The 12,265-nt window shown below is 73.2% G+C and carries 12 protein-coding genes; 5 read left to right on the forward strand and 7 right to left on the reverse strand.

Annotated elements, in window-relative coordinates; genetic code table 11:
• Positions 1-195 precede the first annotated feature (195 nt).
• Complete coding sequence (locus tag Q7T52_RS19670) at positions 196-564, reverse strand: FKBP-type peptidyl-prolyl cis-trans isomerase (RefSeq protein ID WP_304805247.1); 369 nt, start codon at positions 562-564, stop codon at positions 196-198.
• A gap of 149 nt (positions 565-713) precedes the next feature.
• Here Q7T52_RS19670 and Q7T52_RS19675 point away from each other — a divergent pair, with 149 nt between their 5' ends.
• Positions 714-3,908 carry a hypothetical protein gene (locus Q7T52_RS19675; protein ID WP_304805248.1) on the forward strand — a complete coding sequence of 1,065 codons (3,195 nt, stop codon included), beginning with the start codon at positions 714-716 and terminating at the stop codon, positions 3,906-3,908.
• Here the strand turns inward: Q7T52_RS19675 and Q7T52_RS19680 are convergent.
• Genes Q7T52_RS19680 through Q7T52_RS19690 form a run of 3 tightly spaced genes read right to left on the reverse strand, consistent with a single transcriptional unit; the run spans position 3,898 to position 6,749 of the window.
• Positions 3,898-5,385, reverse strand: coding sequence for an MFS transporter (locus tag Q7T52_RS19680; RefSeq protein ID WP_304805249.1), 1,488 nt, complete (start codon positions 5,383-5,385; stop codon positions 3,898-3,900). The two genes, Q7T52_RS19675 and Q7T52_RS19680, sit on opposite strands and share 11 nt — an antisense overlap.
• The gene (locus Q7T52_RS19685) at positions 5,382-5,813 is read right to left on the reverse strand and encodes a CBS domain-containing protein (RefSeq protein WP_304805250.1); all 432 of its coding nucleotides are present in this window, start codon (positions 5,811-5,813) and stop codon (positions 5,382-5,384) included. The genes Q7T52_RS19680 and Q7T52_RS19685 overlap by 4 nt, the downstream gene beginning before the upstream one ends.
• A 39-nt stretch (positions 5,814-5,852) precedes the next feature.
• A complete protein-coding gene (locus tag Q7T52_RS19690) occupies positions 5,853-6,749 on the reverse strand; it encodes an inositol monophosphatase family protein (RefSeq protein ID WP_304805251.1) in 897 nt (298 codons plus the stop codon).
• 41 nt (positions 6,750-6,790) lie between these two features.
• Between Q7T52_RS19690 and Q7T52_RS19695 the strand changes: the two genes are divergently transcribed.
• Complete coding sequence (locus tag Q7T52_RS19695; RefSeq protein WP_304805253.1) at positions 6,791-7,291, forward strand: DUF2231 domain-containing protein; 501 nt, start codon at positions 6,791-6,793, stop codon at positions 7,289-7,291.
• Here the strand turns inward: Q7T52_RS19695 and rsgA are convergent.
• From rsgA to Q7T52_RS19710, 3 genes are all read right to left on the reverse strand, one after another.
• Entirely contained in the window at positions 7,278-8,282 is a 1,005-nt protein-coding gene (gene rsgA, locus Q7T52_RS19700; RefSeq protein WP_304805254.1) for a ribosome small subunit-dependent GTPase A, read from the reverse strand. The two genes, Q7T52_RS19695 and rsgA, sit on opposite strands and share 14 nt — an antisense overlap.
• Complete coding sequence (gene aroA / locus Q7T52_RS19705; protein ID WP_304805255.1) at positions 8,282-9,547, reverse strand: 3-phosphoshikimate 1-carboxyvinyltransferase; 1,266 nt, start codon at positions 9,545-9,547, stop codon at positions 8,282-8,284. The genes rsgA and aroA overlap by 1 nt, the downstream gene beginning before the upstream one ends.
• Positions 9,548-9,805: 258 nt before the next feature.
• Complete coding sequence (locus tag Q7T52_RS19710) at positions 9,806-10,330, reverse strand: DoxX family membrane protein (protein WP_304805256.1); 525 nt, start codon at positions 10,328-10,330, stop codon at positions 9,806-9,808.
• Between the two features lie 55 nt (positions 10,331-10,385).
• Between Q7T52_RS19710 and Q7T52_RS19715 the strand changes: the two genes are divergently transcribed.
• From Q7T52_RS19715 to Q7T52_RS19725, 3 genes are all read left to right on the forward strand, one after another.
• Positions 10,386-11,198 (forward strand): SOS response-associated peptidase, encoded by an 813-nt coding sequence (locus Q7T52_RS19715; protein ID WP_304805257.1) that lies wholly within the window; start codon positions 10,386-10,388, stop codon positions 11,196-11,198.
• Complete coding sequence (locus Q7T52_RS19720) at positions 11,195-11,845, forward strand: alpha/beta family hydrolase (protein WP_304805258.1); 651 nt, start codon at positions 11,195-11,197, stop codon at positions 11,843-11,845. The genes Q7T52_RS19715 and Q7T52_RS19720 overlap by 4 nt, the downstream gene beginning before the upstream one ends.
• A gap of 63 nt (positions 11,846-11,908) precedes the next feature.
• Positions 11,909-12,265 (forward strand): sigma-70 family RNA polymerase sigma factor (locus tag Q7T52_RS19725; RefSeq protein ID WP_304805259.1); only part of this gene is annotated, 357 nt, incomplete at its 3' end.

Raw genomic sequence — 12,265 nt, forward strand, 5'->3', positions numbered from 1 at the left:
AGGGCGCGGCGGAGCCCGCCCTTGTCTGCGCCATCAAGCATCCCGGGAGAGGCTCGCTGTCAAGGATCGCTTCGCGACCGCGTAGCGGCGCGAAGCGTCCTTGACAGGGAGGCCCGGGATGCTAGGCGCGCGGACAGCCCGACCAAGAATGACCCGAGGTCACCAGAGACCAACCCGAACCCGAAACACACACGATCAGCGCACCTCGAGCAGGTCCACCACGAAGATCAGCGTCTCGCCCGGCTTGATGACGCCACCCGCGCCACGGTCGCCGTAGCCGAGGTGCGGGGGGATGACGAGCTGGCGGCGGCCGCCGACCTTCATGCCCTGCACGCCCTGGTCCCAGCCGGAGATGACCTGACCGATGCCGAGGCGGAACTGGAGCGGCTCGCCGCGGTTGTAGGACGCGTCGAACTCCTCGCCGGTGGAGTGGGCGACGCCGACGTAGTGGACCTTGACGGTCTGTCCGGACGCGGCCTCGGGACCGTCCCCCTCGGTCAGGTCGGTGACCTGCAGGTCGGCGGGCGGGTCGAAGTCGGGGAAGTCGATCTCAGGCTTGTCCATGCCCCAACCCTAGAGCCGGGCCGACCGGGACGCGCGACCATCCGTCGGGGTGGGATCGGGACAGCGGCTCATGGATCCGGTCGTCGTGGGTACGGCGGCACCAAGGTTCTCCCCCCATCACCCCCCACGTCTCGGTCTCTGAGGTTCGCATGAGCGCACACTCGTCCCGTCCTGCCCGCCTGCGTCTGGCCGCCCTGACCACCGCTCTGACCACCGCCCTGGTCACCGGTGCCGGCATCGCCCTCGCGCCCCTCCCGGCGCCCTCGGCGCTGGCCGCTGAGCCGCCACCGCCGGAGCCGCCGGGCCCCTACGCCGCCTCGGCGCACGGCGACATCGTGCGCCTCGACGCCTCGCTGCTGGGCAGCAGCCTGGCGGGCGTCTCGGTCGGGCACTCACGTGCCTCGGCCGACACGGCGGCGTCGCCGGAGGTGGGTGCGGCGAGCGCCAACGGCGAGCTCGCGCTCGGTGGCACCGACATCCCGCTCGACCGGATGACGGTGACCGCCCCGCCGTCGACCGACCCACCGGCCCGGACGCTCCTGCCGCTCAACCTCGCCCCGCTCGTCGACCTCGGCGTGGTCAAGGGCGACGTGTCCGCGGCGTACACCGACGACGACAGCTGCGTGCCGGTGGCCGGGGGCGAGCGACTGCTCGGCTCGTCCAGCACCGAGCTCGCCGGGCTCACCGTCCTCGGTGCGGCCGGCATCGCCAACGCCGCCCGGGTCAACGCGTCCACGACCAGCAGCACCACCAAGCTCGTCGACGTGCCCGGGACGCGCGACCGCGTCGTCTCCCAGAGCCGTACGACGGTCGGTGACGTCTCCCTGCTCGGCGGCCTGGCCGTGGTGAAGGTCGCCGGACCCGCGGTCCTGACCGCCACGGCCGGTGGCCGGGCCGGGACCGCGGCCTACTCCGACCCGCGCGTCACGGTCCAGCTGGCGGGCGGCCAGGTGCTCGAGGTGCCCGCCGAGGGCGGCACGCTCGACGTGCCGCTCGACCTCGGCCTGCTCTCGGTCGACCTGACCGTGAGCTCAACCGACCTCACGTCGACGCTGACGCCGACCTCGGCGACCGCGTCGGTCGACGCCGTGCTCGCCATCCACCTCGGCGTGACCGCGCTGACCGGCTCGGTCATCGACCTCGACCTGGCGGTCGGACCGATGGCGGCTGCCTCGACCGCTCCCGAGGGCGGCGTCCTGTGCGACGCGACCCCGTTCGTCGACACCGACCTCGACGGCCTCGGTGACACCGAGGAGGCCACGGCCGGAACCGACCCGGCCGACCCCGACTCCGACGACGACGGCCTGACCGACGGCGCCGAGGTCCACACCTACGGCACCGACCCGCTCGACGCCGACACCGACGACGGTGGCACGTCCGACGGCGACGAGGTCCAGGGCGGCACCGACCCGCTGGTCGCTGCTGACGACGTGGCTGCGGCCGATGCCGACGGCGACGGGCTCACCGCGGCGCAGGAGACCCTGGCCGGGACCGACCCGAGCGACCCCGACACCGACGACGACGGTCTGACCGACGGCGCCGAGGTCAACGCGACCGGCACCGACCCGCTCGACGCGGACACCGACGACGGCGGCGTGACCGACGGCGCCGAGGTCAGCTATGGCACCGACCCGCTCGTCGGGACCGACGACCTGCCCGCCGCCGTCGATGCCGACGGCGACGGCCTGACCGACATCCGCGAGGGCGAGCTCGGCACCGACCCGGGCGACGCCGACTCCGACGACGACGGCCTGTCCGACGGCGCCGAGGTCAACACCTTCGAGACCGACCCGCTCGACGCCGACTCCGACGACGGCGGGGTGGATGACGGTGCCGAGGTCGCGGCCGGGACCGACCCCAACCTCGGCACCGACGACGCCGCCGTCGCCGGCGACGCCGACGGCGACGGGCTCTCCGACGCCGACGAGGCGACGGCCGGGACCGACCCCGCCGACGCCGACACCGACGGCGACGGCCTGTCCGACGGCACCGAGGTCCACGCGACCGACACCGACCCGCTCGACGCCGACACCGACCACGGCGGCCTCACCGACGGCACCGAGGTCGCGTTCGGGCTGGACCCCCTCGACGCTCAGGACGACCACGCGGCCGGCGACGCCGACGGTGACGGCCTGACCACCGCGGAGGAGCTGCAGGCCGGGACCGACCCGGGCAACCCCGACACCGACGGCGACGGGCTCAGCGACGGCGCCGAGGTCGACACCTTCGGCACCGACCCGACCGAGGCCGACACCGACGGTGGTGGCGTCCCCGACGGGATCGAGGTTTCCTACGGCACCGACCCGCTCGTCGCCACCGACGACCCGCCGCTGCTCGACGTCGACGGCGACGGGCTCACGACCGCGGCCGAGCTGGCCGCAGGGACGGACCCCCAGGACGCCGACTCCGACGACGACGGCCTGTCCGACGGCGCCGAGGTCAACACGCACCTCACCGACCCCCTCGACCCCGACTCCGACGACGGCGGCGTGACCGACGGAGTCGAGGTCCTGGCCGGGACCGACCCACTCGACGGCGACGACGACCCGGCGACCGACGACTCCGACGGCGACGGGCTCACCGACGTGCAGGAGGCTGCCGCCGGCACCGATCCGCTCGACACCGACACCGACGACGGTGGCGTGGGCGACGGGGCCGAGGTCGCCGCGGGCACCAACCCGCTGAACCCCGCGGACGACGCCCTCGACCCGGGTCTGGCCGACCCCGACGGCGACGGGCTGACCAACGCCCAGGAGGCCGCTCTCGGCACCAGCCCGACCAACGCCGACACGGACGGTGACGGCGTCAAGGACGGCGTGGAGGTGCTCGGCTCGACCGGCTTCGCCGGCTGCCGTACGTCGCCCAAGCGGGTCGACACCGACCGCGACGGTCTCGCCGACGGCGTGGAGCGCCGGGGCGTCGTGCTGAAGCAGAAGGTCACGCGGGTCGGCGGCAAGCGCGCCATCGGCCGGGTGCGGCCCAACCCCTGCGCCCGGGACACCGACCGCGACGGGCTCACCGACCGCCAGGAGGTCCGGGGCTTCACGATCAAGCAGCGGGTCAAGATCAAGGGCGGCTCGTTCGTCATCGGCCGGCGGGTGACCAACCCGGTGGCCCGCGACACCGACCGTGACGGCCTGACCGACAAGCAGGAGATCACCGGCAACGCCAACAAGAAGCACTCCCGGCGCAAGACCGACCCGGTCGACTACGACACCGACAACGGGCGCGTCAACGACGGCGCCGAGGTGCGCCAGGGCGCGGACCCGTCCGACGTGCGGTCGAGCCCGGCCTCGCCCAACGGCGGCAACCGCAGGGGCGGCGACCGGAAGCTCATGGGCTAGGCGGGTCCGTCACCCTCAGGCGCCCCTGCTCGTCGCACGACGCGGCGAGCGGGGGCGCTCCCACGCCACAGTGGGTCAGGTGCTGGGTCGCGGGCTCGGGAGCGTCCGGCTCGAGCACGTCGTTGCGCACGGTCAGCGCGGCGACGACCCCGCTGCCCACGAGGATCGCCGCCGAGATCCACAGGGCGTGCTCGAAGCCGTCGGCCGCGCCGTCGCTCACGCCCGCCAGCACGGGGATCGCGGCGACCGCGACCAGGCCACCCGTGCGCGCGACGGCGTTGTTGACGCCGGAGGCCATGCCGGCGTGCTCGTCGGGAGCCGCGCCCAGCGCTGCAGCGGTGAGGGGCGCGACCATCACCGACAGACCGAGCCCGAAGACGACGACGCCCGGAAGCACGTCGGCGAGGTAGGTGTCGCCCGGACCGACCCCGGCGAGCAGGAGCAGCCCGCCGGCACAGACCAGCGGGCCGACCGACATCTGCAGCCGCGGTCCGATCCGCGCCGCGAGCGCGCCGGACCGCGACGACAGGAGCAGCATCAGGACGGTCACCGGCAGCAGTGCCGAGCCCGCGGCCACCGGACCGAACCCGGCCGCCTCCTGGAGGCGCACGACCAGCAGGAAGAAGACGACCCCGAAGCCGCCGTACACGAGGAACGTCACGCCGTTGACCGCGCTGAACTGCGCGGAGCCGAACACCCCCAGCGGCAGGACGGGGTAGGCCGCCCGCCGCTCGCGCAGCAGGAACGCGACGACCCCGGCGAGACCGACCGCGACGGCGACGACGACCACGACCGGTCCGCGCGAGGACTCGATGAGCACGAAGGTGAGGCCGGCCAGGGCGACCGCGCCGAGGACGCCGCCGGTCCAGTCGACGCTCGTGCCGTCGGCGCCCTCGTCGTGGGTCTCGGGCACGTGCCGCAGGGCGATCCAGACGACGAGCGCCGCCAGCGGCAGGTTGATGAGGAACACCCAGCGCCACGACGCGACGTCGACGAGCCAGCCGCCGAGCAGCGGGCCGATGGCGGTGGCCACGCCCCCGAGCCCCGACCACGCGCCGATCGCGCGAGCGCGGTCCTCGGCCCGGAAGGTCACCTGCAGCAGCGCCAGGCTCCCGGGCGTCAGCAGTGCCGCGCCCATGCCCTGCAGGGCGCGCGCCGCGATGAGGGTGCCGACGTCCTGGGACAGCCCGCAGGCCAGCGACGCGACGGCGAACCACACCACGCCGACCACGAAGACCCGCCGGCGGCCGAACCGGTCACCCAGGGTGCCGCCGAGGAGGATGAAGGACGCCAGGGTCAGGGCGTAGGCCGAGACCGTCCACTGCAGCGTCGAGAAGCCGGCGTCGAGCGACTGGCCCAGCGCGGGCAGGGCCACGTTGACGACGGTCGCGTCGATGCCCGCCAGCGCCGACCCGAGGATCGTGGCGACGAGCACCCACCGGCCGGCGGCGGACGAGAGGGCGAGGGACGTGCTCAACCCTGGTGCACGTAGGAGTCGAGCTGGTCCCGCTCGAACTGCAGCTGACCGATCTTGTGCTTGACGACGTCGCCGATCGAGACGATGCCGACCAGGGCCCCGTCGGCCAGGACGGGGATGTGCCGGAAGCGCTTGGCCGTCATCGTGCCCATCACCTCGTCGAGGTCGTCGTCGGGCTCGCAGGTCTCGACGACCTTGGTCATGATCGCGGCCACGGTGTTGTTGACGACGGTGCCGTCGCTGTGGAGGTGGCGCACGACGTCGCGCTCGCTCACGATCCCGTCGAGCGTCTCGCCGTCGCCGCTGACGATCAGTGCGCCGATGTTGTGCTCGGCGAGCAGGGCGATGAGCTCGCGCACCCCGGCGTCGGGCGAGATCGTGACGACGTCGTGGTTGGCCTTGGCCTCGAGGATCTCTCCGATGCGCATGAGGCGGACGCTACTGGCCGCGCGCCCCCGTGGCCAGGGTCACTCGGCGTCGGTGGGACGGGCGCGTCGGGCCCGCAGGTCGCTCACGGTGCCCGGCCCCGACGTCGGCCAGTCGGGGTCGCCCTCGTGGTCGTCGGACAGCCCGCCGACGAACGACAGCGCCGCGTCGTGCAGGTGGCCGTTGGACGCGAGCGCGTTGCCGCCCCAGGGACCGTCGGTGCCGTCGAGGGAGGTGAAGCGCCCGCCGGCCTCGCGCACGATGACGTCGAGCGCGGCCATGTCGTAGACCTCGAGCTCGGGCTCGGCGGCCACGTCGACGGCCCCCTCGGCCAGCAGCATGTAGGACCAGAAGTCGCCGAAGCCGCGGGTGCGCCAGCACCGCCGCATGAGCGACAGGAAGTCGTCGAGCCGGCCGCGCTCCTCCCAGCCGCTGAGCGAGGAGTAGGCGAGGTGGGCGTCCTCGAGGCGGCGTACGTCGGAGACCTGCATGCGGGTGGCCTTGTGCAGCGACCGCCCGGTCCAGGCGCCGTTGCCGGTCGACGCCCACCAGCGGCGCTGCAGCAGGGGAGCGGACACGACTCCGAGCACCACCTCGTCGTCGACGACCAGCGAGATCAGCGTCGCCCAGACGGGGACGCCGCGCACGAAGTTCTTGGTGCCGTCGATCGGGTCGACGATCCAGCGCCGCTGCGAGTGGCCGGTCGAGCCCTGCTCCTCACCGGTGATGGCGTCGCGGCTGCGCACCCGCGACAGCGTGCGCCGGATGCCCTCCTCGACCTGCTGGTCGGCGTCGGTGACCGGCGTCAGGTCGGGCTTGCTCATCACGTGCAGGTCGAGCGCCTTGAACCTCGCCGTCGTCAACGCGTCGGCGTCGTCGGCGAGGACGTGCGCGAGGCGCAGGTCGTCGGTGTAGTCGGTCGTCCCGGTGCGCGCCACGCTCTCACCCTATTCTCACGCATCTGGTTTAACGTTCATCTATGTCAGTGACGCCCCTCCTGTTCAAGATCAACGACCTGCCTGCTCACGCGCTCCTGGTCCACCTGACCGTCGTGCTCGTGCCGGTCGTGGCCCTCGGCGCCGTGGCCTACCTGGTCCCGAAGTGGCGTGACTGGCTGCGCTGGCCCCTGCTGGTGGGGGCCGCGATCGCGTTCCTGTCCATCTGGGCGTCCTACCTCAGCGGCGACAACTTCAAGGAGAGCGTCTCGTTCTTCCAGGACAACCCGCAGATCGAGAAGCACGAGGACTACGCCAACGTCTTCCGCATCGTGGGCAGCGTCTTCACGCTCGCGCTGATCGGCGTCACCGCCGGGCTGCACCGCCGCACCGACGCGCTGCGCACCGTGGCCGCGGGCGTGACCGCCGCGCTGGCGGTCGTGACGCTGGTCTACGTGTTCCTCACCGGTGAGGCCGGCGCCAAGGCGGTCTATCCGCCCGACTCCTTCTCCGACGCCTCGGGCTCGTCGGTCAGTAGTCGCTGACGCTCCGCGCGGCGAGGAGCCGCCGGAAGGACTGCACCCGGTCGGGGTCGGCCTCGCCTCGCTCGACGGCGTCGTCGAGCCCGCACTCCGGCTCGTCCTCGCCGTGGGTGCAGCCGCGCGGGCAGTCCTCGGTCATCTCGTCGAGGTCGGGGAACGCACCGATGAGGTCCTCGGGCCGCACGTGGGCCAGCCCGAAGGAGCGGATGCCGGGGGTGTCGATGATCCAGCCGCCGGTGACGTCGCCGTGGTCCGGCAGGGGCATCAGGTACGCCGACGTCGAGGTGTGCCGGCCCCGCCCGGTCACGGCGTTGACGACGCCGACCTCGCGGAACGCGTCGGGCACCAGGGCGTTGACCAGCGTCGACTTTCCGACGCCGCTCGAGCCGACGAGCACACTGGTGCGCCCGGCCAGCCGCTCGCGCACCTCCGTGAGGTCGCCGCCGCGCTCGGTGACCACCCACGGGACGCCGAGCGAGCGATAGGTCAGCAGCAGCTCGTCGGGCGACTTGAGGTCGGCCTTGGTCAGGCAGAGCAGGGGCGTCATGCCGGCGTCGTACGCCGCCACGAGGGCCCGGTCCATCATCCGCGGCTGGGGCTCGGGGTCGGCCAGCGCGGTGACGACCACGAGCTGCTCGGCGTTGGACACGATGACCCGCTCGACGGGGTCGTCGTCGTCGGCGGTGCGCCGCAGCGTCGTGGTGCGCTCGACGACCTCGACGATCCGGGCCAGGACACCCTCGTCACCGGAGGTGTCGCCGACGACCCGGACCCGGTCACCGACCACGACCCCCTTGCGGCCCAGGGGCCGTGCCTTGACCGCGAGCACGACCCGTCCGTCGACGAGCAGGGTCAGGCGACCGCGGTCGACGGTGACGACCACGCCGTCGACCGCGTCGTCGTAGGTCGGGCGGTCCTTGGTGCGGGGCCGCGTGCGACGACGGGGACGGTCGTAGTGCTCGATGTCCTGGTCGGAGTAGCGGCGGCCCGACATCAGACGAGGGTGGACCAGAAGGCAGCGAAGTCGGGGAAGGTCTTGCTGGTGGTGGCGACGTCCTCGACGAGCACGCCCTCGACGGCGGCGCCGATGATCACGCCGGCGTGGGCCATCCGGTGGTCGGCGTAGGTGTGCCAGACCCCGCCGTGCAGGTTGCCGGGCGTGATGGAGAGGCCGTCGGCGTGCTCGGTGACGCGGGCGCCGAGCGCGGTCAGCTCGTTCGCGAGAGCAGTGATCCGGTCGGTCTCGTGGCCGCGGATGTGGGCGATGCCGCGCAGGTGCGACGGGCCCTCGGCCAGCGCGCACAAGGCGGCGACCGCCGGGGTCAGCTCGCCGACGTCGTGCAGGTCGAGGTCGACGCCCTGCAGCCGGTCGGGGCCGGTGACCTGGAGCCCGTCGGCCGTGCGGGCGACGTCGCAGCCCATCAGGCCCAGGATCGTCCGGAGCTCGTCGCCCGGCTGGGTGGTCGACTCGGGCCAGTCGCGCACGGTGACCCGGCCGCCGCTGAGGGCGGCCAGCGCCAGGAACGGCGCGGCGTTGGACAGGTCGGGCTCGATCACGTGGTCGACGGCCTTGACCGGACCCGGGGCGACCGACCAGCGGTTGGCCTCGCTGTCGTCGACCTCGACGCCGTGCTCGCGCAGGATCGCGACCGTCATGTCGATGTGGGGGAGCGAGGGGACCGGCTTGCCGTCGTGGCGCACGTCGACCCCGTGCTCGAACCGGGCGCCCGCGAGCAGCAGCGCGGACACGAACTGCGACGAGGCCGACGCGTCGATCACCACGGTGCCGCCGGGCACCGAGCCGGTGCCGCGGATCGTGAAGGGCAGCGCACCGCGCCCGCCGTCGTCGACGTCGACCCCCAGCGCGAGCAGCGCGGTGAGCACCTCGCCGACGGGCCGTTGACGCATGTGCGGGTCGCCGTCGAACGACACCGCCCCGGTGGACAGGCCCGCGACCGGCGGCACGAACCGCATCACCGTGCCGGCCAGCCCGCAGTCGACGTCGACGTCACCGGCGAACGGGGCCGGGGTGACGAGCCAGTCGTCGCTGCTGGTGTCGACGCTCGAGCCCAGCGCGGTCAGCCCCGAGGCCATCAGCAGGGTGTCGCGCGACCGCAGCGCCCGGCGTACGACGGAGGGTGCGTCGGAGATCGCGGCCAGCACCAGGGCCCGGTTGGCCAGGGACTTGCTGCCGGGCAGGGAGACGACGACGTCGACGGGCTCGTGCACCCGGGGTGCGGGCCAGTGGTCAGCAGTCACTGACGCACCCTACCGAGCCGAACTTCCTCGGACCGGCCAGCCCATCAGCCCACCGGGCCCTTGCTCACACCACCCGTTGCCCGGGCGACGATGCCTGGACCAGCAGAACGGCGCCCTCACCCCCGCCCAGGTTGGACACGGCGCGCACGGAGCCGGCGGCGGCCCCCTGCGGCTCGGCGGCCGCCACCCAGGCCTGCGGTAGCGCTGCCAGGCCCGGGCGGCCAGCGAGCCGCGGGGTCGCCAGAGGCGACCAGAAGGTCAGGTGACCTTTGCCTTGGCGAGCTTGGCCTCGCGGCGCGCGGCGCCGGCGAGGTGCTTGGACTGACGGCGCGCGTCCTTGGCGGCGCGACGCGCGCGCCAGGCCACGCCGGGCTTCCCGTCGGTGTCACCGGCGACGATGAGCATCGCGCCGAAGAGCGAGAGGTTCTTGAAGAACTGGATCGTCTGCTGCTTCTTGGCGACCGGGTCCTTCTCGGCCCAGAAGGCGTGGCCGGCGACCGTCGTCGGGAGCAGCGATCCCGCGATCACGGTGGCGCCGAAGCGCGGCGCGCGACCGGTGGCCAGGGCCAGTGCGCCGGTCACCTGGGCGGCCGCGTTGATGCGCACGAGGGTCTCGGTGTCGTCGGGCAGCGGGATGCCGGCCTTCTGTGCCGCGGGGACCACGCGGTCGGTGATCTTCTTGGCCTTGGGGACCACGGGCGCGGGGTTGCGGAGCACTCCCTGCGCGGCGTAGATGATCCCGGCGGCGATGAGGGGACGGGCGACAAGACGGCTCAGGCTCATGGAAGCCAACCTAGGTGATCGCCCGCACCCGGAAGCCACCCCTACTGTTGAACCCATGTGCGGCAGGTACGCGTCGAGCCGGCGGCCCGACGACCTCGTGGAGGAGTTCGACGTCGTGGAGACACGGGTCGGGACAGCGCTCGAGCCCGACTACAACGTCGCGCCGACCAAGGACGTCTACGCCGTCGTGGAGCGGCCGCCGTCGGCGCGCGACGACGAGGAGCGCGACCCCGACGCCGAGCCCCACCGCCAGCTCCGGGTGCTGCGCTGGGGACTGGTCCCGTCGTGGGCCAAGGACCCGTCGATCGGCAGCCGGATGATCAACGCGCGGATGGAGACCGTCGCCGAGAAGCCGGCCTTCCGTCGCGCGTTCGCGTCGCGTCGCTGCCTGCTGCCGGCCGACGGCTACTTCGAGTGGTACGAGACCCAGGAGCTCACGGCCGGGGGCAAGCCCAGGAAGCAGCCCTTCTTCATCCGTCCCAAGGACGGCGGCACCCTGGCCATGGCCGGGCTCTACGAGATCTGGCGCGACCCGACCCGCGACGAGGACGACCCCCAGCGGTTCCGCTGGACCTGCACCGTCATCACCACCGACGCCGCCGACGACCTCGGCCGCATCCACGACCGGATGCCGCTGATGGTCGAGCCCGACCGCTGGGGCGCCTGGCTCGACCCGCGCACCGCCCGGGACTCCCTGCTCGACCTCCTCGTCCCCGCGGCCCCCGGCCGGCTCGAGGCCTATCCCGTCTCGCCCGCCGTCGGCAACGTGCGCAACAACGGACCCGAGCTCCTCGAGCCGCTGCCCCTGGACGACGCCGACGGTCGGCCCGACCCGCCCGGCCCTCCCGACCAGGAGACCCTGCTGTGACGCGCCACGAGCTGACCGTCGACACCCCCCACGGCGAGGGGCTGCTGGTCACCGACCGGACCCGCAAGCCGATCGCGACGCTGATGCTCGGCCACGGCGCCGGTGCGGGCATCGACACCCCCGACCTCGAGGCGCTGGCCGAGGCCCTGCCCCGCAACGACGTCACGGTGGTCCGCTTCGAGCAGCCCTGGAAGCGCGCCGGCCGCAAGGTCGCGACCGCGCCGGCGACCCTCGACGCGGCGTTCGTCGCCGGGGCCAACCGGCTGCGGACCCGGTCGCCGCTCATCGTCGGGGGCCGCTCGGCCGGCGCGCGCTCGGCCGCACGCACCGCCAAGAAGCTGGGAGCGGTCGGCTGCCTGGCGCTGGCGTTCCCGCTGCACCCGCCGGGCAGGCCCGAGCAGTCGCGGCTCGTCGAGCTGCGCGGGGCCCGGGTCCGCACCCTCGTCGTCCAGGGCGAGCGCGACACGATGGGCCGGCCCGAGTCGTTCCCCGGCGACCTCGACCTGGTCGTCGTACCGGGGGCCGACCACTCGTTCAAGGTCCCCAAGCGGGGTCCGCTCACGCAGGAGGAGGCCCTCGAGATCCTCGTCGAGTCGACCCTGGAGTGGATCGTCCGCGAGGTCGTCGGGAATGGCGCCCGGCCATGACGTGTTCCTCCTCATGTGATGGCCGTGATGGAACGTCCCACCAGCGACGTACGCTGGGACCTGATGACTGACGTGACTGACGCTGAGCTCGAGGTCGCCGACCTCGAGACCGAGACCGAGGCCGAGCGGTCGCTGCGCTTCGAGCGCGACGCCCTGCCGTTCCTCGACCAGCTCTACTCGGCCGCGATGCGGATGACCCGCAACCCGGCCGACGCCGAGGACCTCGTGCAGGAGACGTTCGCCAAGGCGTACTCCTCCTTCCACCAGTTCCGTCCCGGCACGAACCTGAAGGCCTGGCTCTACCGGATCCTGACCAACACCTTCATCAACACCTACCGCAAGAAGCAGCGCCAGCCGCAGCAGTCGATGTCCGAGGACGTCGAGGACTGGCAGCTGGCCCGGGCCGAGTCGCACACGTCG

The organism is Nocardioides sp. (assembly GCF_030655615.1).
GTDB lineage: Bacteria > Actinomycetota > Actinomycetes > Propionibacteriales > Nocardioidaceae > Nocardioides.

Bases quoted from the DNA above. Each gene is read 5' to 3' on its own strand.
- Q7T52_RS19670 (WP_304805247.1), bottom strand. From the start codon at position 564: ATGGACAAGCCTGAGATCGACTTCCCCGACTTCGACCCGCCCGCCGAC.
- Q7T52_RS19675 (WP_304805248.1), top strand. From the start codon at position 714: ATGAGCGCACACTCGTCCCGTCCTGCCCGCCTGCGTCTGGCCGCCCTG.
- Q7T52_RS19685 (WP_304805250.1), bottom strand. From the start codon at position 5,813: ATGCGCATCGGAGAGATCCTCGAGGCCAAGGCCAACCACGACGTCGTC.
- Q7T52_RS19695 (WP_304805253.1), top strand. From the start codon at position 6,791: ATGTCAGTGACGCCCCTCCTGTTCAAGATCAACGACCTGCCTGCTCAC.
- rsgA (WP_304805254.1), bottom strand. From the start codon at position 8,282: ATGTCGGGCCGCCGCTACTCCGACCAGGACATCGAGCACTACGACCGT.
- Q7T52_RS19710 (WP_304805256.1), bottom strand. From the start codon at position 10,330: ATGAGCCTGAGCCGTCTTGTCGCCCGTCCCCTCATCGCCGCCGGGATC.
- Q7T52_RS19715 (WP_304805257.1), top strand. From the start codon at position 10,386: ATGTGCGGCAGGTACGCGTCGAGCCGGCGGCCCGACGACCTCGTGGAG.